Annotated in this window: 24 protein-coding genes and 1 pseudogene; 18 read left to right on the top strand and 7 right to left on the bottom strand. The window is 70.9% G+C overall.

Going from position 1 to position 24128, the window contains the following annotated elements:
- The first annotated feature begins 12 nt into the window (after positions 1 to 12).
- The 3 genes from ACWDUD_RS05625 to ACWDUD_RS05615 are packed head-to-tail and all read left to right on the top strand — an operon-like array spanning position 13 to position 2642.
- Complete coding sequence (locus tag ACWDUD_RS05625; protein ID WP_197253069.1) at positions 13 to 609, top strand: PH domain-containing protein; 597 nt, start codon at positions 13 to 15, stop codon at positions 607 to 609.
- 38 nt (positions 610 to 647) lie between these two features.
- A complete protein-coding gene (locus ACWDUD_RS05620) occupies positions 648 to 1331 on the top strand; it encodes a response regulator transcription factor (protein ID WP_197253070.1) in 684 nt (227 codons plus the stop codon).
- 12 nt (positions 1332 to 1343) lie between these two features.
- A complete protein-coding gene (locus ACWDUD_RS05615; protein WP_248673252.1) occupies positions 1344 to 2642 on the top strand; it encodes a sensor histidine kinase in 1299 nt (432 codons plus the stop codon).
- A 60-nt stretch (positions 2643 to 2702) separates the two neighbouring features.
- On the opposite strand, the pseudogene ACWDUD_RS05610 reads toward ACWDUD_RS05615, so the two are convergent.
- A pseudogene (locus ACWDUD_RS05610) lies at positions 2703 to 3182 on the bottom strand (GtrA family protein); the annotation flags it as partial.
- A gap of 176 nt (positions 3183 to 3358) precedes the next feature.
- On the opposite strand from ACWDUD_RS05610, the gene ACWDUD_RS05605 reads away from it, so the two are divergent.
- The 9 genes from ACWDUD_RS05605 (at position 3359) to ACWDUD_RS05565 (ending at position 12699) form a co-directional block, all read left to right on the top strand.
- Entirely contained in the window at positions 3359 to 4633 is a 1275-nt protein-coding gene (locus ACWDUD_RS05605) for a 5-(carboxyamino)imidazole ribonucleotide synthase (RefSeq protein ID WP_307846320.1), read from the top strand.
- Positions 4626 to 5138 carry a 5-(carboxyamino)imidazole ribonucleotide mutase gene (gene purE, locus ACWDUD_RS05600; protein WP_197253073.1) on the top strand — a complete coding sequence of 171 codons (513 nt, stop codon included), beginning with the start codon at positions 4626 to 4628 and terminating at the stop codon, positions 5136 to 5138. Before ACWDUD_RS05605 ends, purE begins: the two co-directional genes overlap by 8 nt.
- A gap of 13 nt (positions 5139 to 5151) precedes the next feature.
- Positions 5152 to 6330 (top strand): sensor histidine kinase, encoded by a 1179-nt coding sequence (locus ACWDUD_RS05595; protein ID WP_197253074.1) that lies wholly within the window; start codon positions 5152 to 5154, stop codon positions 6328 to 6330.
- 10 nt (positions 6331 to 6340) lie between these two features.
- Entirely contained in the window at positions 6341 to 7063 is a 723-nt protein-coding gene (locus ACWDUD_RS05590) for a response regulator transcription factor (protein ID WP_197253075.1), read from the top strand.
- 114 nt (positions 7064 to 7177) lie between these two features.
- Positions 7178 to 7978, top strand: a complete 801-nt coding sequence (locus ACWDUD_RS05585; RefSeq protein ID WP_248673256.1) for an ABC transporter ATP-binding protein — start codon at positions 7178 to 7180, stop codon at positions 7976 to 7978.
- The gene (locus ACWDUD_RS05580) at positions 7975 to 10443 is read left to right on the top strand and encodes an FtsX-like permease family protein (RefSeq protein WP_450108617.1); all 2469 of its coding nucleotides are present in this window, start codon (positions 7975 to 7977) and stop codon (positions 10441 to 10443) included. Before ACWDUD_RS05585 ends, ACWDUD_RS05580 begins: the two co-directional genes overlap by 4 nt.
- A 57-nt stretch (positions 10444 to 10500) precedes the next feature.
- Positions 10501 to 11274: a HEAT repeat domain-containing protein gene (locus ACWDUD_RS05575; RefSeq protein ID WP_450108691.1), complete on the top strand. Its 774-nt coding sequence runs from the start codon at positions 10501 to 10503 to the stop codon at positions 11272 to 11274.
- Positions 11275 to 11305: 31 nt separating this feature from the next.
- Entirely contained in the window at positions 11306 to 12310 is a 1005-nt protein-coding gene (locus tag ACWDUD_RS05570; RefSeq protein WP_450108616.1) for a HEAT repeat domain-containing protein, read from the top strand.
- Positions 12311 to 12345: 35 nt separating this feature from the next.
- Positions 12346 to 12699, top strand: coding sequence for a hypothetical protein (locus tag ACWDUD_RS05565; RefSeq protein ID WP_450108690.1), 354 nt, complete (start codon positions 12346 to 12348; stop codon positions 12697 to 12699).
- A 118-nt stretch (positions 12700 to 12817) separates the two neighbouring features.
- On the opposite strand, the gene ACWDUD_RS05560 is transcribed toward ACWDUD_RS05565, so the two are convergent.
- Together ACWDUD_RS05560 and ACWDUD_RS05555 are read right to left on the bottom strand one after the other, a co-directional pair.
- Positions 12818 to 13525, bottom strand: a complete 708-nt coding sequence (locus tag ACWDUD_RS05560) for a TIGR03089 family protein (RefSeq protein WP_450108615.1) — start codon at positions 13523 to 13525, stop codon at positions 12818 to 12820.
- A 22-nt stretch (positions 13526 to 13547) separates the two neighbouring features.
- Entirely contained in the window at positions 13548 to 15008 is a 1461-nt protein-coding gene (locus tag ACWDUD_RS05555; protein WP_450108689.1) for an LCP family protein, read from the bottom strand.
- Between the two features lie 257 nt (positions 15009 to 15265).
- Between ACWDUD_RS05555 and rfbD the strand changes: the two genes are divergently transcribed.
- The 5 genes from rfbD to ACWDUD_RS05530 all read left to right on the top strand — a co-directional run bounded on the left by rfbD (position 15266) and on the right by ACWDUD_RS05530 (position 19862).
- Positions 15266 to 16135 carry a dTDP-4-dehydrorhamnose reductase gene (rfbD, locus tag ACWDUD_RS05550; RefSeq protein WP_450108614.1) on the top strand — a complete coding sequence of 290 codons (870 nt, stop codon included), beginning with the start codon at positions 15266 to 15268 and terminating at the stop codon, positions 16133 to 16135.
- A 107-nt stretch (positions 16136 to 16242) separates the two neighbouring features.
- A complete protein-coding gene (locus ACWDUD_RS05545) occupies positions 16243 to 17163 on the top strand; it encodes a glycosyltransferase family 2 protein (RefSeq protein ID WP_450108613.1) in 921 nt (306 codons plus the stop codon).
- A complete protein-coding gene (locus ACWDUD_RS05540; protein ID WP_450108612.1) occupies positions 17160 to 18245 on the top strand; it encodes a sugar phosphate nucleotidyltransferase in 1086 nt (361 codons plus the stop codon). Before ACWDUD_RS05545 ends, ACWDUD_RS05540 begins: the two co-directional genes overlap by 4 nt.
- A 41-nt stretch (positions 18246 to 18286) precedes the next feature.
- Positions 18287 to 19078 (top strand): SGNH/GDSL hydrolase family protein, encoded by a 792-nt coding sequence (locus ACWDUD_RS05535; RefSeq protein ID WP_450108611.1) that lies wholly within the window; start codon positions 18287 to 18289, stop codon positions 19076 to 19078.
- Between the two features lie 13 nt (positions 19079 to 19091).
- Positions 19092 to 19862 carry a crotonase/enoyl-CoA hydratase family protein gene (locus tag ACWDUD_RS05530; protein ID WP_450108610.1) on the top strand — a complete coding sequence of 257 codons (771 nt, stop codon included), beginning with the start codon at positions 19092 to 19094 and terminating at the stop codon, positions 19860 to 19862.
- Here the strand turns inward: ACWDUD_RS05530 and ACWDUD_RS05525 are convergent.
- From ACWDUD_RS05525 to cofD, 3 genes are read right to left on the bottom strand one after another with little or no spacing between them, the layout of a single operon-like run.
- The gene (locus tag ACWDUD_RS05525; RefSeq protein WP_450108609.1) at positions 19788 to 20408 is read right to left on the bottom strand and encodes an NUDIX hydrolase; all 621 of its coding nucleotides are present in this window, start codon (positions 20406 to 20408) and stop codon (positions 19788 to 19790) included. The genes ACWDUD_RS05530 and ACWDUD_RS05525 overlap by 75 nt on opposite strands.
- 2 nt (positions 20409 to 20410) lie before the next feature.
- On the bottom strand, positions 20411 to 21781 hold the full coding sequence (locus ACWDUD_RS05520; RefSeq protein ID WP_197253095.1) for a coenzyme F420-0:L-glutamate ligase: 1371 nt from the start codon (positions 21779 to 21781) through the stop codon (positions 20411 to 20413).
- Positions 21781 to 22770 carry a 2-phospho-L-lactate transferase gene (gene cofD, locus ACWDUD_RS05515; RefSeq protein WP_197253087.1) on the bottom strand — a complete coding sequence of 330 codons (990 nt, stop codon included), beginning with the start codon at positions 22768 to 22770 and terminating at the stop codon, positions 21781 to 21783. The genes ACWDUD_RS05520 and cofD overlap by 1 nt, the downstream gene beginning before the upstream one ends.
- Before the next feature lie 430 nt (positions 22771 to 23200).
- On the opposite strand from cofD, the gene ACWDUD_RS05510 reads away from it, so the two are divergent.
- Positions 23201 to 23461 carry a WhiB family transcriptional regulator gene (locus ACWDUD_RS05510; protein ID WP_169917902.1) on the top strand — a complete coding sequence of 87 codons (261 nt, stop codon included), beginning with the start codon at positions 23201 to 23203 and terminating at the stop codon, positions 23459 to 23461.
- 156 nt (positions 23462 to 23617) lie between these two features.
- Here ACWDUD_RS05510 and ACWDUD_RS05505 read toward each other — a convergent pair whose 3' ends face one another.
- Positions 23618 to 24112: a metallopeptidase family protein gene (locus ACWDUD_RS05505; RefSeq protein WP_197253088.1), complete on the bottom strand. Its 495-nt coding sequence runs from the start codon at positions 24110 to 24112 to the stop codon at positions 23618 to 23620.
- Positions 24113 to 24128: the final 16 nt, after the last annotated feature.

Raw genomic sequence — 24128 nt, 5'->3', positions numbered from 1 at the left:
ATCCTCGGCGGCATGGGCTACCCCGAGGACGCACTCGCCGTCGACGAAGAGCTGCTGCTGCACCGGCATCCGCATTGGAAGATGCTCATCGTCCCCACCGCGATCTTCCTGCTGACCACCGCGGTCGCGGGCTTCCTGCTCGGTGTCGCCGGTACGCGCCTCGAAGGCGCCGCGGCCGGTGTCCTGACCGTCGCGGTCCTGGTGTTGTGGGTCGTTCTCGTCGGCTGGCGTTGTGTCGCGCCCCTCGTGCGGTGGCTCACGACGCACTTCATCGTCACCGATCGGCGGGTCCTCGTGCGGCAGGGCGTGATCACCCACACCGGCATCGACATTCCGATGGGTCGCATCAGCAACGTGCAGTTCCGGCACGGCATCGTGGACCGCATGCTGCGTACCGGCACCCTGGTGATCGTCTCCGCGGCCGACGATCCGCTCGAATTCGACGACATCCCCGACGTGCAGACCGTGCACACGCTGCTCTACCGGCAGGCGTTCGACAGCAGCGCCGACAGGGGCGGTTACGGGACCGGCGAGTACCGCGACGATCGGGGCGGTGACGACCGGGGACGTGACGACTCGGGTGGGGGCACCGGCCGCAAAGCGTGGTAATTCGGACAGCGCCCCCGGCGGATCCGTACCCTGGTTCCGTGACCGCTGTCCTGCTCGCCGAAGACGACGAAGCCATCGCCGCGCCCCTCTCGCGAGCCCTCGGTCGCGAGGGGTACGAGGTGACGATCGCCCAGGAAGGCCCCGCCGCACTGGAAGAGGCCCTGTCCGGCCGGTACGAGCTGCTGATCCTCGACCTCGGACTGCCCGGTATGGACGGTCTCGAGGTGTGCCGGCAGATCCGGACCAACCGCTCCGACCTGGCCGTACTCATGCTCACCGCTCGCACCGACGAGGTCGATTTCGTCGTCGGTCTCGACGCGGGCGCCGACGACTACGTCGGCAAACCGTTCCGCCTCGCCGAACTGATGGCGCGTGTGCGGGCGTTGCTGCGCCGCCGGGGCGGCGGTGACACCGACGACGTGGTCGAGGTCGCCGGGATCCGGCTCGAACGCGCCGCGCGGCGCGTGCTCGTCGACGGTTCCGAGGTCGTCCTCGCCAACAAGGAGTACGAGCTGCTGCGGGTGTTGCTCGAACACGCCGGGCAGGTCGTCTCGCGGGACGCGATCCTCCAGGAGGTGTGGGGAGACGTCGACCTGCGTGGTTCCAAGACTCTGGACATGCACATGTCGTGGCTGCGCCGGAAGATCGGCGACGAGGGGCCGGCCGGGGAACGCCGCATCGCGACCGTCCGCGGTGTCGGTTTCCGAGTGAACACCGACTAGCCGGGGCCGCTCGTGCGTCGTCGCATTCTCATCGCGGTTCTCGCCGTGGTGCTGCTCGTCGCGCTGTTGCTCGGCCTTCCGCTCGCCTACACCGCGTACCTGTTCGTCGAGGACACCATGCGCCGGGATCTGCAGGGACGGCTGGAGCTGATGGCCTCCGAGATCATCGCCCAGGAAGGCGCGGAGGGGGTGATCGCCGGCGGCCTCGACACGAGTTCGATGCGTCTGCTCGTGCCCGACGGCGGCCGCCTGGTGATCGTCTATCCGACCCCGGAGGACGCCGCTGCCCGTCTCGACATCGGCGCTCCGGCAGTCTCGGCGCCGATCCTGGAGTCCCTGTCGCTGGGCACATCCGGGTCGTTGCGGCTGGAGGCGCCGTCGGCGGGCGTGCGCACCGTGCAACGGCAGGTCCTGGCGGCCGTGGCCACGATCGTCTTGTTGACCGTGGTAGCCGGCGCGATCGTCGCCGTCGTCACCGCGCGGCGCCTGTCCGATCCGCTGCGCGACGTCGCCGCACGCGCGGCGCGACTGACCCAGGGCGACTTCCGGCCGGATCCGCGACGGCACCGTATCCCGGAGCTCGATCGGGTTTCCGACGTGCTCGATGCCGCCGCGGTGGAGATCGCGGGGCGCCTGCAGCGCGAGCACATGCTCGTCGGTGACGTGTCGCACCAGCTGCGTTCGCGGTTGACCGCGGTGCGGTTGCGGCTCGACGAACTGTCCACGCACTCCGATCCTGCGGTCGTGGAGGAAGCCGAGGCCGCCATGGCCCAGGTGGACCGGCTCACCGCCGCGATCGACGATCTGGTGCGACAGTCCCGCGACAGCGGCTCCGCCCTGCGCACCGAGGTGTCGGTGGTGGGGGAGATGTCGGGGGTCATCGCGGATTGGCGCGGACCGTTCCGGGAGGCCGGACGCGATCTGGTGTTGCGGGGCAACCCGGCGTTGCGCTCGACCGTGACCGGCTCGCGCCTGCGTGAGGCCGTGGCCGTGCTGGTCGACAACGCGCTGGTCCACGGCGGCGGGACCTGCACGGTCTCGGTGCGGCGGGCGGGCGACGACACGGTGTGTGTGGAAGTGACCGACGAGGGGGAGGGTGTCAGCGACGAACTCGCCCCGCACATCTTCGATCGCGGGTTCTCCGGTAGCGGATCGACGGGGGTGGGGCTGGCGCTCGCCCGCGCGCTGGTCTCCGCCGACGGCGGCCGGCTCGAACTGCAACGGCGGAGGCCGGCGCTGTTCGCGTTGTTCCTCGGCACGTCCCGGGACCGCGGGCACGGGACCTCGGATGCGAGTCGGGAGCCTCGCTGAACCGGTGTGCCGGCAGCAGCGGGTGGGTCAGCGTCCGATCTGTTCCTCGGCGAGCTCGCCGAGTTCGGCGTCGGGGCCGGTTTCCTCGGGGAAGACGAACCGCTTGAAGCAGTAGAAGCGGAACGCCATCTGCAGCAGGTTCCCGATGATGTAGGCGCTGATGAAGTCGGCGATGTTCTCGACCGTCAGGCTCACCTCGGGTACCCGCAGCCCGAACACGTAGCTCGAGATCCACAGCGGGATGAAGCTGAGTACGACACCGATGCCGCTGACGAAGAAGAACAGGAACGCCTCGTGGGCACGTTCACGGCCACCGCGGTTCTTGAACGACCATTCGCGGTTGAAGATGTAGGAGCAGATCACCGCGATGATGCCGGCGATGATCTTGGCCGTCACCGGCTTCTCCTCCAGCACTGTCAGCTTGAGGGTGTAGAAGATGCCCGAGTCGATGACGAAGGTCGTGCCGCCGACGATGGCGAACTTGACCAGCTCGCTGTGCCGCAGGAGCAGGCCTCGCAGCGGCTGGGGAACGCGGTTCATGGCGACATCGACGAAAGACACTCGGACAAGTCTACGAAACCGGATCGCAGACTTTCGCATCCGGATGAAATTTTCAGTATTAGCACAGGAATGTGTCGGGCGCCTCACACGCTGTGACAGCGTGCACGCGCACGGTGCAGCAGTGCCGGTCTTCCGATGTGACACCATGGACAGTCGTGACCGGTAGACCTGATTCGCCCCCCAGATCCGACACCCCCCGCGCGCTGACCGGCGGAATGCCCGTCGTGACGATGATCGGCGGCGGCCAGCTCGCCCGGATGACCCATCAGGCCGCGATCGCCCTCGGCCAGACCCTGCGGGTCCTGGCGGGCAGCGCGGACGAACCCGCCGCCCGCGTCAGCCCCGACGTGGTGCTCGGCAGCCACAACGATCTCGAGGCACTGCGCAGCGCCGCGATCGGCGCACACGCCCTGACCTTCGACCACGAGGGCGTTCCCACCGAGCACCTGAAGGTGCTGCAGGCCGAGGGCGTCAACGTGCTCCCGCCGCCGCAGGCCCTGATCTACGCGCAGGACAAGATCGCCATGCGTGAGCGGCTCGGTGACCTGGGCGTCCCGATGCCGAAGTTCGCGGTCATCCGGTCCGTCGCCGATGCGAAGGCCGCGCGCGAGAAGCTGGGCTGGCCCTATGTGCTCAAGGCTGCCCGCGGCGGGTACGACGGCCGTGGCGTGTGGATCCTCGACGATCAGCAGGAACTCGAGGCCGTCGTCGAGGATCGGCTCGCCGCCGGGGTGCCGTTGCTGGCCGAGGAGAAGGTGTCGTGGCGCCGCGAGCTGTCCGCGATGGTCGCCCGGTCCCCGTTCGGGCAGGGCGCGTCGTGGCCGGTCGTCGAGACGGTGCAGCGCGACGGGCAGTGCGCGGTCGTCATCGCACCCGCCCCGGACCTGCCGGAGGACGTGGAGACGGCGGCCGAGCAGCTCGCGTTGCGCATCGCCGGGGAACTCGGCGTCGTGGGCGTGATGGCCGTCGAACTGTTCGAGACGGAGGGCGGCGAACTCGTCGTCAACGAACTGGCGATGCGTCCGCACAACTCGGGCCACTGGGGTATGGACGGTGCCCGCACCGGACAGTTCGAGCAGCACCTGCGCGCGGTCCTGGACTATCCGCTCGGCGACACCACGCCGCTCGCCCCGGTCACGGTGATGGCGAACGTGCTCGGCGCGCCAGAGGCGCCGGAGATGAGCATGGACGAGCGCCTGCACCATCTGTTCGCGCGGATGCCCGACGTGCGTGTGCACCTGTACGGCAAGGGTGAACGCAAGGACCGCAAGATCGGGCACGTCAACGTGCTCGGCGACCCGTCCGGATCCATCACCGATCCGCAGTACGTGGCGGCGGTCCGCGAGCGTGCCGAACGGGCCGCGCACTGGCTCTCGCACGGCGTATGGACCGACGGTTGGAACGAACACACGGGAGAGCAGGGTGAGTGACGTGGCGCAGGGCGCACAGGTCGGCCTGATCATGGGCAGCGACTCGGATTGGCCGACGATGGAGGCCGCAGCGGAGGCGCTGGCCGAGTTCGGGATCCGATTCGAGGTCGGGGTCGTCTCGGCGCACCGCACCCCGCAGCGCATGCTCGACTACGCGAAGTCGGCGGCCGGTCGCGGCATCAAGGTGATCATCGCGGGTGCCGGTGGCGCCGCGCACCTGCCGGGCATGGTGGCCTCCGCGACGGCGCTGCCCGTGATCGGTGTCCCGGTGCCGCTCAAGTACCTCGACGGCATGGATTCGCTGCTGTCGATCGTGCAGATGCCTGCCGGTGTTCCCGTCGCGACCGTGTCGATCGGCGGAGCCCGCAACGCCGGCCTGCTCGCCGCCCGCATCCTCGGCGCCTCCGATCCGGCGCTGCGTGAGCAGATGGAACGCTTCCAGGCCGGCCTCGAGCAGATGGTGCTCGAGAAGGACGACGCGCTGCGGCAGAAGCTGCTCGGCTGAACCCGGCGGTTCCGTGCAGACGACCCCGTTGATCGAGCGATGGAGCCGGTGGAGCCGTGCCCACGTCGCGACGATCGACGGGGTCGTCGCCGTCCTGCTGGCGATGGCCGGCGTCGCCGGAGCGGTGACCGGGCACGAGGGTGCGCGCGGGGTGCTGGTGGCGCTCGCGCTGACCGGTCCGCTGGCGTGGCGGCGCACCCGACCGGTGTTGTCCGGGGGGCTGGTCGCGGCGGCGGCGTACGCGCACCTGCTGGTGCTGCCGCAGATGTCCGTGATCGTCCCGATCGCTGTGCCGGCCTCGGTGTACGCGCTCGCCGCCTACGCGCCGCGCTGGGCCGCGAACGGTGCGCTCGCCGCGGCGGCGATCGGCGGTGCGGCGGCCGGGGTGAAGTACATGGGGCAGTACGAGGGCCGCACCCTCTTCGAGACGGTCGCGGCGGCGGTGTTCGTCGCGGTGCTCCTCGCCGGCATCTGGGCGTTCGGCCGGATGCGGGGACTGCGGCTGCGCGAGATGGAGTCGCTGACCGAACGCAACCGTCTGCTCGAACTCGACCGGCTCAAGGAGGCGGAACTGGCGGCCACGCAGGAACGCACCCGCATCGCGCGGGAGATGCACGACATCGTCGCGCACTCGCTCACCGCGATGATCGCGCAGGCCGACGGCGGCCGGTACGCGGCCGCAGCCGATCCCGAGGCGGCGGCCGGTGCGCTCACCACGATCGCCGAAACCGGGCGCCGCGCCCTGTCCGACATGCGGTCGCTGCTGTCGGTGCTGCGCGAGGACACGCCCCGCGAGTTCACCGCGACCCCCGGTCTCGACGACCTCGACGCGCTCGTCGGTCAGATGCGCGGTAGCGGCCTGGACGTGACGTACACCGTCGCCGGGCAGGCCCGCGACCTTCCGGTCGGAACGCAGTTGTCGGTCTACCGGATCGTGCAGGAGTCGCTGACGAACGTGCTCAAGCATGCAGGGCCCCACGCGCACGCCGACGTCAGGCTGGACTGGCGGCCGGACGTGCTGGTCGTGGAGGTCGTCGACGACGGGCGTGGTGCCGCCGCCCTCGTGCAGTCGCCGCCCGGTGGGCAGGGTCTGACCGGGGTCGAGGAACGCGCCCGCCTACACGGTGGACGTGCCGTCGCGGGACCACGCGACGGGGGTGGCTATCGTGTGCGCGCCGAGCTCCCCGCATAGGGTGGCAGCGATGACCGAACCCGCCGCACCGACCGAACCCACCGCACCCATCCGCGTCGCACTCGTCGACGACCAGCAGCTCGTTCGCGCCGGCCTGCGCATGGTGCTCGAATCCCAGCCGGACATCGTCGTCGTCGCCGAAGCGTCCGACGGCGCGGCCGCGCTGATCGAACTCGGGCGCGTCCGCGCGGACGTCGTGCTCATGGATGTGCAGATGCCGCGGGTCGACGGGATCTCGGCGACCCGCACCCTGCTCGCCGACCCCGAGGCACCGAAGGTGGTGGTGCTCACCACCTTCGACAACGACGACTACGTCGTTCAGGCCATCGCGGCCGGTGCGAGCGGATTCCTGCTCAAGGACGCGCCGCCGGAGGATCTGCTCGACGCGGTGCGCACCGTGCATCGCGGTGACGCGGTCATGGCCCCGCGCGCGACCCGGCGTCTGCTCCGGCACGTGTCGCCCATGCTCGAACAGACCGCCGCGACGAAGGACACGTACGTGGACCTTCCGGACGATCTCACCCCGCGCGAGGTCGAGGTGCTCACCGCGATGGCCCACGGTTTGAGCAACGGCGAGATCGCGGAACGGTTCGTGTTGTCCGCGGCGACCGTCAAGACCCATGTCGGCCGGGTGCTCGCCAAGACCGGTTCGCGTGACCGGGTGCAGGCCGTGCTGTTCGCCTTCCGCGCGGGGCTGGTGCGTCCGGACGAGCTGCTGCACACCGCGCAGTAGGACCCCGGTATCGCCGGTGGCAGCGGCGCGTCATACCCCGGTATGACGCTCGGCGCCGCAGGATCGGGTGTCGCGCCGATGCGTCGGGATCGCGGTGATTCCTACTGTCGGAGCATGACTTCCATCAGAGCTTTCGCGCCCGCCTGCTCGGCGCACGACGTGGTCCGTGTCTACGGTCACGGCGACGCCGAAGTCCGTGCCCTGGACGGTGTTTCGGTCGAGTTCGAGCGCGGCCGGTTCACCGCGATCATGGGCCCGTCGGGGTCCGGCAAGTCCACGCTCATGCATGTGCTGGCAGGACTCGACGGCGTCGACGGCGGTCGGGTGGTGTTGCACGGCGGAGCCGGGAGCGGCGCGGCAGCCGAGAACAGCGCGGCGGTCGAGATCAGCACGGCATCGGACGCGGTGCTCACCGGATTGCGCCGCGACCGTATCGGTTTCGTGTTCCAGGCGTTCAACCTGCTGCCCGTGCTCACCGCCCGCGACAACATCCTGCTGCCGATGCGCCTGGCCGGAACCCGGCCCGCACCACAGTGGTTCGACGAGGTCGTCGGACGCCTCGGCCTGACGGACCGTCTCGATCACCTGCCCCACGAGATGTCCGGGGGACAGCAGCAGCGCGTCGCCGTCGCGCGAGCCCTGCTGCCGCAGCCCGACGTGATCTTCGCGGACGAACCGACCGGGAACCTGGATTCGCAGGCCGGCGCCGAGGTGCTCGCGCTGCTGCGGTCGAGCGTGCGCGAGACCGGCCAGACCGTCGTCATGGTCACCCACGATCCGGTCGCTGCGTCGTACTCGGACCGGGTGGTGCTCCTCGCCGACGGACGACTCGCCGGTGAAATAGCGGATCCCACAGCGGATTCCGTGCTCGACGCGATGCGTGGCCTCGGCGCGGTCGGTGTGGTGGCGCGATGATGCATCTCGTTCTGGCCCAGGCTCGCGCCCACCGCGGCCGCTACATCGCGTCCGCCCTCGCCGTGATCGTGTCCGTCGCGTTCGCCGTCGGCACCCTCGTGCTCGGCGACACCGTGAACACCTCGATCACGAAAGCGACTGCCGCCCAATACGAAGGGGTTGCAGCCGCAGCGGTCCTCGACCATGCGCGAGGTTCCGAGCCGGACGTCGCTCCGGAGCACACGGCGGCGGCCGCCGCCGCGGTACCCGGTGTGCGCGCGGCGGTGCTGGACGTGACGGGATACGTCCGGATCGTGGGGGCCGAGGGAATTCCCGAATCGGCCAGGGTGACCAGCCTGGCCCCGGACGATTCGTTGCGCTGGCAGCGGCTCGCCGACGGTCGCTGGCCCGGCGGTCCCGGCGAGGTGGTCGTCGGTTCGGGATCGCGATACGCGCTGGGCGAAGCGCTCACCGTCATCGCCTCCGACGCTGCCGCCTCCGACGCTGCGCCCGACCTCGTCACGGTCGTCGGCACCGTCGACCTCGACGGCACACCGCAGGCCATGGACTCCGGGCTCGTGTTCGGCGAGACCGCGCAGGTGCGCTCCTGGGCGGGCGCCGACGCGGAGGTGGAACTGCGGGTCGCCGGCGACGGGGACGGCCTCGTCGACGCGCTGGCCGCGGCCCTGCCCGGTGTGCATGTCGTCTCCGGCGCCGACCGTGCCACCGAGGTCGCCGGAGCAAACGTCGGCAACATCTCGGTGCTGCGCGACGTGCTGCTGTGTTTCGTCGCGATCGCGGTCGTCGTCGCCGGTCTCGTCATCGCCAACACCTTCGCGGTCCTGCTCGCAGCCCGCACCCGCGAACTCGCACTCATGCGATGCGTGGGAGTGTCGGCGAAACAGGTGCGGCGCAGTGTGCGCGGCGAAGCCCTCGTCGTGGGTCTCGTCTCCGCCACGTTGGGTGTGCTCGCCGGATGCGGTCTCGCGGCGCTGGTGGTCGCGCTGGCACGGGCCGCGGACGTGCCGATCCCGCTGACCTCGATCGCGATCGGCCCGATCACCGTCGTGGCCGGCATCGTGCTCGGCACCGTCGTCACGGTGGTCGCGGCGAGCGGCCCGGCCCGCCGGGCCACGCGGATCCCGGCGCTGGCCGCGTTGCACCCGATCGAGACGCAACCCGAACCCGTGGCGGACTCGCGGATGCGCCGTGTCTGCGCGGCGCTCGCCCTCGTCTCGGGTGCGGCGCTGCTCGTCGTCGGCGTCGCCGGCGCGAACGTGATGATCGCCTGTCCCGGCGGGGTGCTGGTGTTCGTCGGGGTGGTCCTCGCGTCTCGGCGACTCGTTCCTGTCGCGGTCGGCGCGGTCGGGCGGGCCACGGGCCGGTTCGGCGGTCCCGTCGCCGCCCTCGCCGCGGGCAACGCCGTCCGCAACCCGCGACGCACCGCGGCCACCGCGACCGCACTGCTCATCGGCATCACCCTGACGTCGACGATCGTGGTCGGCACCGGCACGCTCAAGGCCGGGGCACCCGGAATCGTCGACGACAACTTCCCGGTCGACGCCATCGTCGAGGCACCGTCGGACGGGGTTCCCTCCGGTGCGGCAGAGCTGTTCACCGGCGTCGAGGGGGTGCGTGCCGCCACCGAGACCGCCGCCGCGAAGATTACCGTCGCCGGAACCGAGGTTGCCGTGACGGGTGTCGACACGACCACTGCCGCAACGACGGTCCGTGCCGACGTCCGCCTGCCGGAGCCGGGCACGATCGTGCTCGAGCAGTCGCTCGCCGACAGCCTCGCTGCCGCCGACGGCAGCACCGTCACCGTCACCGGCCCGAGCGGAGCCCGCGAGTTGTCGGTCACGGCGACGTCCGCCGGCGAACCCTCCCTGATCGACCTCGCCGACCTGCGGGAGGTCGCCGGCCCGGTACCGGCCGACTCCGTGTGGCTGCGCTTCGACGACGGCATGACCGACGACGCACTCGTCGCCGTCACCGACGAGGTGACCCGCGTCGCGGCGACGGTCGTCCCCGGCGGTGAGGTCGCCGGTGTGGTGGCCATGCGCCGCATGATCGAGAAGGTGCTCGACACGATGCTGCTGATCGTCGGCGGCCTGCTGTCCGTCGCGGTGGTGATCGCGCTGATCGGGGTCGGCAACACCATGGCGCTGTCGGTGCTCGAACGCCGACGCGAAACCGCGATGCTCCGGGCGATCGGGTTGTCCCGGTCCGGGGTGCGGAGCCTGCTGATGCGCGAAGCGCTGCTCGTCGCGGCGGTCGCGTCCGCGCTCGGCGTGACGCTCGGGCTGCTTCTCGGCACGGCGGGCACGGCATCGGTCATCGGACCCGGCAAGATCGGCTTCGGCGGTGTGCCGTGGCTGCAACTCGCCGGGATCGTCGTCGCCGGTGGTCTTGCCGGGGTGATCGCGTCGCTCATTCCGGCACTGCGCGCGAGCCGCGTCCCACCGGTCGCTGCGCTCGGTGCTTGACCCTCACACCACTTGACCCTCACACGGTGTCAGGGCTTCCACTGGTCGCGGAAGGAGGTGGTTGTCGTGAACACAACCCGTTACGGCCGAACCGATTCCGCGCAGGTGGAGGCGCAGCTGGTGGAGGCACTGTCCGATGCGGCCCCGTCGACGCGGCTGAGGGCGGCGCTGCGCGCCGGGACCGATCCCGAGCCGCACCTGGTGGAGATCCTGGTGGGCCGGTGTGCCGTGGAACCGGACTTCTACGTCCGCGACATGCTCACCTGGGCACTGTGCCGGATGCCCGCCGACGTCACCGTGCCGAGGCTGCTCGACGAGGTGCGATCCGGGAATGCGCAGGCCTGCAGTCAGGCCTTGCACACGCTGTCGAAGATCGGGGACGGGCGGGCCTGGCCCGATGTGTCGGCGCGGCTGCACGACCGGGACGACGACGTCGCACGCAGCGCGTGGCGTGCGGCCCTGGCGCTCGTACCGGCCGGCGTCGAGGGCGAGCTTGCCGCCGACCTCGGGGCCGCGCTCGGGCGGGGTGACCGGGAGCTGCAGCGCAGCCTGTCCCGGGCACTGGTCGGGCTGGGCGAGCCGATGCTCCCGGTGCTGGACGCGGCGAAGGCAAGTCCGGATGCGAAGATCCGCGCGCATGCCGCCGCCACCGAAGCGCTCTATCGTGACCCCGACAGTGCATTCGCGTTGTCCGTGGAAGCCGCGAAGCGGGTGACCGTTGATCCGGAAGCCGCGAAGCGGGTGACCGTTGATCCGGAAGCCGCGAAGCGGGTGACCGTTGATCCGGAAACGGCGAAGCGGGTGGCGGTGACCGGACCGGAGGGATCCTGATGGCCGAAGTCGTGACGGGGGAGGTCGCGCAGTGCTGATCGGGGAAGTCTCACGACGCTCCGGTGTCAGCGTCCGCATGCTGCGTCACTACGACACGCTCGGGCTGGTGGTACCCACCGGTCGCACGACCGGTGGGTACCGCGAGTACTCCGCGGACGACATCCGGCGGCTGTTCCACGTCGAATGCCTGCGCACCCTCGGGTTGTCGCTCACCGACGCCAAGCGGGCACTCGACGAGCCGGGCTTCGCACCGGCCACCCTGGTCGCGGACCTCATCGGGCACACCCGCGCCCGGATCCGCGCCGAAGAGGAACTGCTCGCCCGGTTGCTGCGGGTCGACGCCTCCGCTCCCGCGGACTGGAGCGACGTGCTGCAGGTCGTGTCGTTGCTGCACGCGCTCGAATCGGACTCGGGAGGTCACCGGCAGCGAGCCGTCCTGACACAGGACGAGTCGGCACCGGTACCTGTTGCCGCGCTGGTCGAAGCCCTGCTCGCCGAGGACGATCCGAACGTCGCCGGGGCGCTGCAGTGGGCGCTCGTCCGCGCCGACGGGCACGGCCTGCCCGAACTGGAAGCCGGCCTGGATTTGCCGGACGTCGAGGTGCGACGGCGCGCGATCACGGCGATCGCCGCGGTGCCGGACGCGGACGCGGCGAGGCTGCTGCGTCGCGCACTCGACGATCCCGACACCACGATCCGCGGTCGCGCCGCCCTGGCGCTGGGGTCCCGCGGCAGCGCCGACGCGCTCCCGGGGCTCGTCGATCTCGTCGTCGAGGGCCGGCGCGACGTCGAAGCCGCCGAGACACTCGGGACACTGGCCGGCGGTCCGATCGCGGCCGAGGACGTCGTGTCCGCGCTCGAACACCGATTGGGTGACGCCGCCGACGGTGCCGCTCGGCTGCGTCTGGCGCAGGCGCTCGCCGAGATCCCCGGCCGCGCAGCCCGCGACGTTCTCGACCGGCTCGCGCGGGACGAGGACCGGACCGTCGCACTCACCGCGACCGCGATCGTCCGGGCGCGAGGTGACGGGTCCTGACCGGTTACGCTCCCGGCGTGGCAGGAACGGGCAGGATGACGCGGGCGTCGCGGGGCGTGCCGTCCGCGCGGATCGTGACGGTGCTGGCGCTGTGCTGGGCGCGGTTGTGCGGCGCGACGATCGGATTCGACGAGCGGTCCGGTCTCTACGTGTGCACAGGTCTGCGGTTCGGATTCGCCCGCGGCGGTACCACGATCGGTGGAGTCTTCCTCACGAGCCGGTGGCCGTCGGACCGGTTGCTGCGCCACGAGGCGGTCCATGCCGACCAGTGGGCACGGTTCGGGGTGGGATTCGCGGTGCGATATCTCGTCGAGGAGATGCGGAACCCGGGTCCGCGCAACCGATTCGAGGTCGAAGCCGGCCTCGCCGACGGCGGCTACCTTCCCTGAGCGCCCCGAGCGACCCTGAACGCCCTGAGCGAGCGGTACATTCACTCGATCGAAGGAGACGAGCGATACATTCGCTCGGAAACCCGGGGGAGAGGGAGCGCGCGGGTGGGGCGACCGTTCAGTCGAGCCGGACGGTGATCTTCTCCGTTGCGACCCGCCGTTCAGTGGCGTCGGCGTCGGGGTTGCTCACCTGCACCAGCGACGCGCCGGCCGCGAGGACCGCGAGCAGCCCCGAGATCAGGTCGTCGGCGGTGGACCATTCGCGACCCGACAGCACCCGGTCGCCGCTGCCGATCCCGGACGACGATGCGGATTCGCGTGCAGCGGAAAGAATTTCGGCAGACGACCGTCCGTCGAGCGCGGCCCCGGCGTCGCCGGACGACCGGAATTGATCGCCGTGCATGCGCACGTGCGTGGCGTAGTCGGTCACCCCGACCGGCAGGTTCGGCACCGGCATCCCGAACGCGTCGAGGGACAGCGCCGCGACCTCGGCGACATCGGCGACGTCGTCGAGCCGGTCCGCGGTGACCAGCGCCAGTTCGGCATCGGGATCGGCGTCCAACACGACGTCGGCGCCCGCCCACCACGCACCGAGGAGCACCGCTGCCGTCTGCCAGTGCGCGGGCAGCAGCACCACGACCCGGCCGCCGGGCAGCAGCCCGAATTCGTCGCGAATCATGTTGGCGGTCTTCGCCGCCCAGTTCGCGAGCGTGACCGCCGACAACTCGATGCGGGCGCCGGTCGCATCGTCGTACCAGGTGATGCGCGGACCTGCCGGGTCGGCGGCCAGGATCGGGTCGAGCAGGGCGTCGGTCAGGGTGGTCACGGAAATCTCTTTCGTCGGGTGGTCAGTTGACGCAGCGGGTTCCGTTGCCGGCGTCGATCGGGTCGGCGGGCGGGGCGGGTGTGGCGGTGCCGCCGGCCGGCGTCAGCTCCGACGCGGCCGTGCTGGTGGTCGACCGGGACGCACCGGAACCGGGGCCGTCGTAGCCGGCTGCCAGCACGACCGTGACCTGCCCCTTCGGCAGCGACCGGTCGGCGGCGACGTCGAGACCACCGAGCACGGCGGCCACGGCCTTCGCCTCGTCGGAATCGGGGTCGGCCGCGAACACCGTCGACGTGTCCACCGGATCGCCGCTCCCGACGACCCCGTAGTTGCCGACCTCACCCTCGGTGAAACCCTCCGCGGTCAGGGCGGCCGACACGGTGGAGGCGAGACCGGCGACGTCCCCGGCGTTCGCGACGTCGACCGTCACCGAGGAGCGGTCGATGTCGGGTGCGACCGCGGTGGTCGCGGCGACCTCGGTGGCCTCTGCGGTCTCGACACCGCTGAGGGACGCCACGAACGCCCTCACCGCGGCCGGATCGACCTGCACGACCGACTCGCCGTAGTCGGTCATGGCGTTGATGTCCTCGACGGGAATGGTGGAGAACTGCACCGCTCCGCCCGACAGGTCCTGCATCTGTGTCGCCAGATCGAGGATGTCCCAGTCGTCGTCGAGCACCACCGACCGCTGCACCGCCGCGGTGAGCTGGCTCAGCTTCGACGGATTGCTCAGCGTCTTCGCGCTGAGCACCTTCTGCACCAGCGACGCCATGAACACCTGCTGTCGCACGATGCGGTCGAGGTCGCCGCGCGGCAGATCGTGGCGTTGCCGCACGAAGCTCAGCGCGTCGGCTCCCTGCAGGGTCTGCTTGCCGGCGGCGAACCGTGCGCCCGACAGCGGCTCGTCGACCGCATTGTTGAGGCAGACGTCCACGCCGCCCACCGCGTCGGTGAGCAGCACGAATCCGAGCAGGCCGACCTCCGCGTAGTGGTCGACGGTGACGCCGGTCAGGTTCGCCACCGTGTCGATCAGGGCCTCGCGACCGGCCCGGGAGGAGTCCTTCTCCGCGGTCGCGTCCGATTCGCCGTCCTCGACGAGCCGGATGCGCTCGAGTTCCTTCGTCGCCCCGTACGCCGCGTTGATCTTCGACATGCCGATCCCCGGCACCTCGACGTACGCATCGCGGGGGATGGAGACGGCCGTCGCGGAACTGCCGTCGTTGGGCACCCGGATCAGGATGATCGTGTCGGTGTTGTTGGCGACCTCCTCGCCGGCCCGCAGCGCGTCGAGTTCGCGCTGCGACAGCGCGTTGCCGTGCGCGTCGGTGCGGCTGTCGGTGCCGACCAGCAGGATGTCGAGGGCGCCGTCCTTGCCACCGCCGAGTCCGAGACCGCCGATCGTCGCGAGCGAGGCCCGCAGGGAGTCGATGCTCCGCCATGCGAAACCGGTCACCACCAGTGTCAACGCCGCCAGCATCGCCATCGCGATGCGCAGCGGACGACCTTCGAACACCCGCGCGGCGATGCTCGGGCCACGCTGCACGGGCGCGGTCTGCTGCCTGGTCCTGCGTGGCGCCGGCCTCTCCCGATCGCTGCGGGTGGGCGGCTCTGGCGGCACGTGCAGGTCCTCCTGTCGGGTGGCTCGGATGGCGTACGCCGGGGTGGGGGCGGCGCGGAACCAAGGCTACTGCGGGCACCGGCGCATCGTCGGGAGCCTCTCCGGCGTGCCAGACTTTGGCCGTGAACACAGTTCTGATCACCGGTGCCCGCGGTCAGCTCGGCCGGCAGCTGCTCGCGCGCGGCACGGCCGCGGGTACGGCGGTCCGCGGATACGGTTCCGACGAGCTCGACATCACGGATCCGCGCAGCGTCGCCGACGCCGTCCGGCCCGGGGACGTGGTCGTCAACTGCGCCGCCTACACCGCGGTCGACGCTGCCGAGACGGACGAGGACCGGGCCGCGGCGGTGAACGGTGACGGTCCGGCGGTGCTCGCCGCCGCGTGCGCCCGTGCGGGCGCCCACCTCGTCCACGTCTCCACCGACTACGTCTTCGCGGGCGACGCAACCGAGCCGTACCGGGTGGACGCGCCGACCGGCCCCCGCACCGCGTACGGGCGGACGAAGCTCGCCGGGGAACGTGGCGTCCTCGCCGCGCTGCCGTCCGCGCACGTCGTGCGCACCGCGTGGGTGTACACCGGCGACGACGGGGACTTCGTCGCCACGATGCGACGCCTCGAACACGAACGCGACACCGTCTCGGTGGTCGACGACCAGCGCGGATCTCCGACGTTCGCCCGCGACCTCGCGGACGCGCTGCTCGAACTGGCCGCTCGCGCGGGCGGTCCGGATCCGGTGCCCGGCGGGGTGCTGCACGCCACCAACGCGGGGGAGGCGACCTGGTTCGATCTGGCCCGGGCCGTGTTCGCGGAGATCGGCGCGGACCCCGAGCGGGTGCGGCCGTGCAGCAGTGCCGAGTTCGTCCGGCCCGCCCCGCGCCCGGCGTATTCGGTGCTCGACGGCAGTGCGTGGGCCGCGGCGGGCCTGACGCCGTTGCGCCCGTGGCGCGAGGCGCTGCACGCCGCGCTGAGCACGACGGAGGTCCGTGGGTGACGCGCGAGGCCGTGGAGGCCGGGCCGGACACGCACCGGCCGGAGGCGGTGTCCGAGGACGGACTGCGTGATTCGGAGCACTCGGACGCGGCCGCTAAGGTTGCCCGCGTGAGTGCGAAGCTGGCCGTGGTGACGGTGACCTACTCGCCCGGCGAGCACCTGGAGCATTTCCTGGCGACGCTGACGGGTGCGACGGAACTGCCGACCCAGGTGATCATGGCGGACAACGGGTCCACCGACGGGGCGCCGGAGGCCGCCGAGGCCGCGCACCCGAACGTGCGGCTGCTGCACACCGGCGGGAACATCGGCTACGGCGGCGCCGTGAACCGCGCTGTCGCCGAGGTCGATCCGTCGGCCGAGTTCGTCGTCGTCGCCAATCCGGACGTGCGGTGGGGACCGGGATCGCTGGACCGTCTGCTCGAGGCCGCGCAGCGCTGGCCGCGGGCCGGTGCGCTGGGCCCGCTCATCCGCGAACCGGACGGCAGCATCTATCCGTCGGCGCGCAGCGTGCCCACCCTGGTCTCCGGCGCCGGGCACGCCCTGCTCGGCACGGTGTGGCCGTCGAACCCGTGGACCCTGCGCTACCGCCAGGACAACGAGGCGGTCGCCGAACGGGCGGTGGGCTGGTTGTCCGGATCGTGCCTGTTGCTGCGGCGCGCGGCGTTCGACGCGGTCGACGGTTTCGATTCGCGCTACTTCATGTACATGGAGGACGTCGACCTCGGAGACCGGCTCGGCCGTGCCGGCTGGCTCAACGTCTACATCCCGGACGCCGAGGTCACCCACGCCAAGGGGCACGCCGCGGGACGCCATCCCGAGCTGATGCTGCCCGCCCACCACGACAGTGCCTACCGGTTCCAGGCGGACCGGCACCCGCACCTGTGGCAGGCCCCGCTGCGATGGGCGCTGCGCGCCGGCCTCGCGGTGCGTTCCAGAGTGGCGGTCGCGGCAGCGGTCCGCGAACGCGATCGAGAGAATTCCGGCACCGTGACGGACGGCCGGCAGAGTGGATCAGGGGAGACGAGATGACGAGTGACGCCGCACCGCACACCGATGCGGTCATCCTGGTCGGCGGCCAGGGCACCCGCCTGCGGCCACTGACGCTGTCGGCGCCGAAGCCGATGCTGCCCACCGCGGGTGTGCCGTTCCTGACCCACCTGCTGGCCCGCATCCGGGAGGCCGGGATCAAGCACGTCGTGCTCGGCACCTCGTTCAAGGCGGAGGTCTTCGAGGAGCACTTCGCCGACGGCTCCGATCTCGGTCTCGAGATCGAGTACGTCACCGAGACCGAACCGCTCGGCACCGGCGGCGGTATCCGCAACGTGCTGCCCAAGCTGCGCGCCGACAACGTCATGGTGTTCAACGGTGACGTCCTCGGCGGCACCGATCTCGGGGCGATCCTCGACACGCACACCCGGACCGACGCGGACGTGACCCTGCACCTGGTGCGGGTCGGGGACCCCCGGGCGTTCGGTTGCGTGCCGACCGACGCCGACGGCCGGGTCACCGCGTTCCTCGAGAAGACGCAGGATCCGCCGACCGATCAGATCAACGCGGGCTGCTACGTGTTCAAGCGGGAGATCATCGAGTCCATCCCCGAGGGTCGTCCCGTCTCGGTGGAGCGCGAGGTGTTCCCGGCGCTGCTCACCGAGGGCAAGCGCGTGTTCGGGCACGTCGACGCCGCGTACTGGCGTGACATGGGGACCCCGGAGGACTTCGTGCGCGGATCGGCGGACCTGGTCCGCGGCATCGCGCCGTCGCCGGCCCTGCCGGGGCAGCGCGGCGAGTCGCTCGTGCACCCGGGGGCGTCGATCGCTCCCGGTGCGCTGCTGATCGGCGGAACCGTCGTCGGCCGCGGCGCCGAGATCGGCGCCGGGGCGCGACTGGACGGTGCGGTGATCTTCGACGGTGCGAAGGTCGAGGCCGGCGCGGTGATCGAGCGGTCCATCATCGGATTCGGCGTGCGGGTCGGACCGCGTGCGCTGATCCGCGACGGCGTGATCGGTGACGGCGCGGACATCGGCGCCCGCTGCGAACTGCTTCGCGGCGCGCGGGTGTGGCCGGGCGTGACCATCCCCGACGGCGGCATCCGGTTCAGTACCGACGTCTGACCGCACGAGATACCTTCGACCGACTGCGTGGGTGGTGACCTGTGAAATTCGAACGCTATGTGGCCCTGGGGGATTCGTTCACCGAAGGAGTGGGTGACCCGGACCCGTCGCGTCCCAACGGGGTACGCGGATGGGCCGATCGGGTAGCCGACGAACTTGCCTCTGCCGGAACGGATTTCGCGTACGCGAATCTCGCCGTGCGTGGCAGGCTCATGCGGCAGATCCTCGCCGAGCAGGTCGACGCGGCCGTCGCCCTGAACCCGGACCTGGTCACCATCTATGCCGGCGGCAACGATGTCATGCGGCCGAAGCTGGACCTGGACGCGATGGCCGCCGAGTACGACGACGCGATCGGCCGCCTCGCCGCGACCGGCGCGACCGTCGTGATGTGGACCGCCTACGACGTCGGATGGGCGCCGGTGTTCCGGCACCTGCGCGGCCGGATCGCGACCTACAACGAACTCGTCCGTGAGATCGCGGACCGGCGGGGTACGACGCTCGTCGACTACTGGCGTTTCGGCGAGTACCGGGACTACCGCATGTGGGATTTCGACCGCCTGCACATGTCCCCGCTCGGCCACCGCAACATGGCCGCACGGGTGCTCGACGCGCTCGGCGTCGAGCACGGCATCGAGCCGGTCGTCCTCGAACGGATCCCGGAGCCCGCGCCCGCCGACCAGCGACGCGAGGACCTGCGGTGGATGCGGGACTTCCTGGTTCCCTGGGTCGGGCGCCGCGTCCGCGGCACCTCCTCCGGTGACGGGATCACCCCCAAACGGCCGACGCTCACGCCCGTCGAGACCGCGAACCGGGGTGGCTCGCCGGTCGCGTGAGTAGGCTCCGGGGATGACTCCCGACACGGTCGTCGTCCGAAAAGTCGGCCCGGTCACCACGATCGGACTGAACCGCCCGCACGTGCGCAACGCCGTGGACAGACCCACCGCCGACGCGCTCGCCGCGGCGTTCCGGGCGTTCGACGCGGATCCCGACGCGGCGGTCGCCGTCCTCCACGGCGAGGGCGGAACATTCTGTGCCGGGGCGGATCTCAAGGCGATCAGCACGGGCGACGGCAACCGCGTCGCGCCCGACGGGGACGGACCGATGGGCGTGAGCCGGATGCGGCTGTCCAAACCGGTGATCGCGGCGATCTCCGGGCACGCCGTCGCCGGCGGCCTGGAGCTGGCGCTGTGGGCGGACCTTCGCGTCGCCGACGACGACGCGGTCCTCGGCGTGTTCTGCCGCCGATGGGGTGTGCCGCTCATCGACGGCGGCACCGTCCGGCTGCCGCGGCTGATCGGGGAGAGCCGCGCGATGGACCTCGTCCTGACCGGCCGCCCGGTCGCCGCCGACGAGGCGCTGAGCATGGGACTGGTCAACCGCACGGTTCCGGCCGGGACCGCGCTGGACGCGGCCGTCGAACTGGCCACCGAGATCGCCGGATTCCCGCAGACGTGCCTGCGGCAGGATCGGCTGTCGGTGCTCGAACAGGCGGGCCTGAGCGAGGATCAGGCGATGCTCAACGAATTCCGCCGGGGGACGACCTCACTGGCCGACGGTGCCGTGGCCGGCGCCGCCCGGTTCGCCGCCGGTTCCGGCCGGCACGGCTCGTTCGGCTGAGCGCGCCGCCGCCAGCGCGACCAGGTGCTCGATCGTGTCGCGCTCGGCGTCGTCGGGCAGCGCGTCGACGGGCCACCACCGCAGATCCGTGGATTCGGCACTGCGCGTCGGCACCGCGCCGGGCGGTGCCGTCACCAGGAACCGCAGGTCGAGATGCCGGGTGGGAATCCCGAGCGAGCACGTGATCGGGTGGGTGTGCGCCGACAGCAGGTCCGGATCGATGACGAGGCCCTCGATGCCCGATTCCTCGGTCGCCTCGCGCAGTGCCGCGTCGACGACGGTGTCGTCGGATTCCTCGCAGTGCCCGCCGAGCTGGATCCACCGGCCCACCTTCGGATGCAGGGTGAGCAGCACGTTGCGATGCTCCGCGTCGAGCACCAGCGACGACGCCGTGATGTGTCCCGGCGCGTGGGCGCGCAGGCAGCCGTCCGGCGCCGAGCCGAGGAACGCGAGCATCGTGTGCCGCAGCGATTCGGCGTCGGCGGAATCGGTGTCCCAGGCCAGGAGCCGTTCGGTGGCGGACTCGTGCAGCGAACGCGCCGACATCGCTACAGCTCCAGCAGCGCGGCGTCGGCGGATGCGGGTTCGCGCGGCTCGGGTGCGGTGAGCGGATGCCCGACGGCGATCGCGCCGAGCGGCGACCAGTCGGCGGGCAGACCCAGTTCCTCGCGCACCACGTCGGGCGCGAAGATCGTCGAGCCGATCCAGCAGCTGCCGAGCCCGCGCACGGCGAGCGCGACGAGCAGCCCCTGCACGGCGGCACCGGCCGCGACCGTGAACATGGTGGCCTCGGCCGCGGTCCGGCGCGCGTCGGGATAGGTGTGCGCGCCGTCGGGCACCCAGAACGGGACGAGCACCTCGGGGGCGTCGTAGAGAATCGCACCGCGGGCCAGCCGGCGTTCGATCGCGGCGGCGTCCAGGCCGTCCGCCGCCAGGTCGTCGGCCCAGCGGTCGCGCATCCGGTCGAGCAGCCGGCGGCGCACCTGCTCGGTGCGCACCCACACGAACCTCACGGGACGCGTGTGGTGCGGGGCGGGGGCGGTGAGCGCATCGGCGACCGCGTCGCGCAGATCCTCCGGATCGACCGGTTCGGCCGAGAAGGTCCGCACGGACCGTCGCAGCAGTAACGCCTCGCGACGGCCCTGCTCGAGGGCCTCGTCGGCACCGAGCCGGAACAGGTCCTCCTCGCCGCGGCGGATCAGGTCCTGGGCCGTGGAACCGTCGTCGACGGTGTCGAGACCGCGCACGACCGCCACCGGAACCCCACCGAGCTTGCCCTTGACGAGATCGCCGGCGGCGGCGAGTTCGTCGGCGAGGGCGACGGAGGTGACGAACAGTTCGTTGCCCTGCGAATCGTGCGAGCCGGCGTAGCCGTGCAGGACCGGCAGGCCCGCGGCGCCGATCGCGGCGTCGGTCTGGCCGACGCGCCAGGCGCGACCCATCGTGTCGGTGACGACGACGGCGACGGTCACCCCGAGCAACGAGCGCAAGCGCTCACGCAGTCCGGCGGCGCTGGCATCGGGGTCCTCGGGGAGCAGCGCGAGTTCGCCGGAGTCGACGTTGGAACCGTCGATTCCGGATGCGGCCTGGACGATGCCGAGCCGGTTCTCGGTGATGAGCGTGCGTCCCTTGCGGGCCAGCACGCGGACCGCCTCCTGGGTGACCAGCCGCCGCCGCAGCGCATCGCGCGCGTCCGGGTCGGTGGGGGACTCGACGATGCGTCCCTCGGCCTTGGAGACGATCTTGCTGGTGACGACGAGGATGTCGCCGTCGACGAGCCACGGCGCGGCGGCGGCGATCGCCTCGGCGAGATCGTCGCCGGGCCGGAACTCGGGCAGTCCGGTGACCGGGATGATCTCGATCGGCCGGCCGGGTGCGTGGTCACGCACGTCGGTGCTGGCGGTCGCGTCGGGGGACATCACAGGCTGACTCCGGCGAGTTCGAGTGCGGCGCGCGCCATCTCGGCGGTCGCTGCGGGGTCGGTCATGAGCAGGGGAACGCTGCGGACGGCGACCCCGGGAACGTCGGCGGTGTCGGTCTCGTGGACGAGCCAGCCGTCGAGGATGCCGGTGCCGCTGCGCGCTCCGTAGTGGCGGCCGACGGCTTCCGCGGTCGATTCGATGCCGATCACGTCGAGGCACGCATCGGCCATGCCGCGCAACGGCTTCCCGCCGACGACCGGGGACAGGCCGACGACCTTCGCGGAGGTGGTGCGCAGGGCGCCTCGGATGCCGGGGATGGCGAGGATCGCGCCGATGCTCACCACCGGGTTGGAGGGAGCGAGGATCACCGCGTCCGCCGATTCGATCGATTCCAGCACTCCCGGTGCAGGTTTCGCTTCGTCGGCGCCGATGTGCGCGAAGGAATGGGTCTCGACCGCCGCGCGGTGCCGCACCCACCATTCCTCGAAGTGGATCGCGCGGCGTTCGCCGTCGGCGGGGTCGGTGATCACGACGTGGGTTTCGCTGCGGTCGTCCGACACCGGGAGCAGCGTCACCCCGGGCTTCCATCGGGTGCACAGCGCTTCGGTGACCGCGGAGAGCGGATATCCGGTGCGCAGCATCTGGGTGCGGATGAGGTGGGTCGCCAGGTCCCGGTCACCAAGACCGAACCAGTCGGGATTCGCGCCGTATGCGGCGAGCTCTTCCTTGGCGTTCCACGTTTCGTCGGTGCGGCCCCAGCCCCGTTCGGGGTCGATGCCACCGCCGAGCGTGTACATGCATGTGTCGAGGTCGGGACAGATTCGCAGCCCGTGCATCCAGACGTCGTCACCGACGTTGACGACCGCGGTGATGCGGTGCGGGGCGTCCACGGCGAGGTCTCGCCCGGGTTCGATGCCGAGCAGGCGGCGCAAGCCGGTGAGGAACCGGGCCCCGCCGACGCCTCCGACCAAAACTGTCACGTTCACAGCACAAGCCTAGGGGGTCCGTTTCGTGACTGGTGAGGCACCGCCCGATGGGGTGAAATGTGAGGAATGCGACAGGGTGAATTGTGCCGGATGTCACCGGGTGAATTGCCCCGAGCGTGACGCGGCCTACTCCGAAGTGCTCGATGGTAGCGAATACGTCCGTTCGGCTTGACCGCGACACGCCCAACGTGTGTAATCACATACGTGTCATTCCGACATTTCGAAACGCGGGATCGTATGCGGAATATGCATATACGACCGGCCTTCGCGGAATGGCCCGGGGTAGATCCCCGAATGTGAAGGATGCAGCGCTGCAGGTTAGGAGGCGTGTATGGCCGACGAGCGCGAATGGTTCGAGGACACTCGGATCGAGACTGCAGTCGAGGGCATCTGTGCCGAAGGCGGGCACGACGGAGAGCCGACGTCGTCGGTGCTGAGTCTGATTGCAGGACTTTCCGATCCGTCGGACGTCGAGGAACAGTGGCAGGACCGTGCGCTGTGTGCGCAGACCGATCCGGAGGCGTTCTTCCCCGAAAAGGGTGGATCGACGAGGGAGGCCAAGCGGATCTGCATGGGGTGCGAGGTGAAGGACGAATGCCTCGAGTACGCCCTGGCCCACGATGAGCGGTTCGGCATCTGGGGTGGTCTCTCGGAGAGGGAAAGGCGGCGCCTCAAGCGGGGCATCGTCTGAGATCGGGACCGGTCCGGTACGGGGAGTTCGGACAAGGTGGAATGCCGGTCTGTTTGGGGGTGAGGGTCGGGTACTCGATGGGGGTCGAGTACCCGGCCCTCACTCTTTCCCGAAGCAGCCGCCACCGACGAGCGGTCCTCGCCGGAATCACCCGGTTCAGTCTTCGCCGAGATCCCCGAGTTCGGGATCGACGACCTCCGGTTCGACTCCCAGATACGTTGCGACCTGGTGCACGAGCACGTCGTGGACCAGATCGGTCAGGTCGTCGGGATCCTTTGCGCGCAATTCGAGGGGCCGGCGGAACAGGACGATGCGTGCCCGCGTGGCCGCGCCCCGACGATCGATGCCGGCCGGGACGAGCCGCGACAGCGGCACCGGACCGTCCGCGACGACCTCGTCCGGCCAGTTCACCGAGTCCGGATCCAGCGCACGGATCTTCGGGACCTCGTCGACCGCGATGTCGAGCTTCGTGAGGCGGTCGTGCCACTGCGCGTCGATCGGGGCGAACGCACCGAGCACGAGCAGGTCGAATTTCTCGGCCCGCGACTTCCACACCGGAAGGTCGTGGGGGAACATCGGCCCGCGGATTCCGCGTCCGCGACGCGCGACGGATCGGGACGTCACGGGACGGGGCCGGCGAACGCGAGACATGTAGGCGACACTACGA

The organism is Rhodococcus sp. NPDC003382 (assembly GCF_053589135.1).
The sequence above is the reverse complement of the archived record's forward strand: the minus strand, read 5'-3'. Positions and strand labels throughout refer to the sequence as shown.

Bases quoted from the DNA above. Each gene is read 5' to 3' on its own strand.
- ACWDUD_RS05625 (WP_197253069.1), top strand. From the start codon at position 13: ATGGGCTACCCCGAGGACGCACTCGCCGTCGACGAAGAGCTGCTGCTG.
- ACWDUD_RS05590 (WP_197253075.1), top strand. From the start codon at position 6,341: ATGACCGAACCCGCCGCACCGACCGAACCCACCGCACCCATCCGCGTC.
- ACWDUD_RS05585 (WP_248673256.1), top strand. From the start codon at position 7,178: ATGACTTCCATCAGAGCTTTCGCGCCCGCCTGCTCGGCGCACGACGTG.
- ACWDUD_RS05580 (WP_450108617.1), top strand. From the start codon at position 7,975: ATGATGCATCTCGTTCTGGCCCAGGCTCGCGCCCACCGCGGCCGCTAC.
- ACWDUD_RS05565 (WP_450108690.1), top strand. From the start codon at position 12,346: ATGACGCGGGCGTCGCGGGGCGTGCCGTCCGCGCGGATCGTGACGGTG.
- ACWDUD_RS05555 (WP_450108689.1), bottom strand. From the start codon at position 15,008: ATGGCGATGCTGGCGGCGTTGACACTGGTGGTGACCGGTTTCGCATGG.
- ACWDUD_RS05540 (WP_450108612.1), top strand. From the start codon at position 17,160: ATGACGAGTGACGCCGCACCGCACACCGATGCGGTCATCCTGGTCGGC.
- ACWDUD_RS05530 (WP_450108610.1), top strand. From the start codon at position 19,092: ATGACTCCCGACACGGTCGTCGTCCGAAAAGTCGGCCCGGTCACCACG.
- ACWDUD_RS05525 (WP_450108609.1), bottom strand. From the start codon at position 20,408: ATGTCGGCGCGTTCGCTGCACGAGTCCGCCACCGAACGGCTCCTGGCC.
- ACWDUD_RS05520 (WP_197253095.1), bottom strand. From the start codon at position 21,781: ATGTCCCCCGACGCGACCGCCAGCACCGACGTGCGTGACCACGCACCC.
- ACWDUD_RS05505 (WP_197253088.1), bottom strand. From the start codon at position 24,112: ATGTCTCGCGTTCGCCGGCCCCGTCCCGTGACGTCCCGATCCGTCGCG.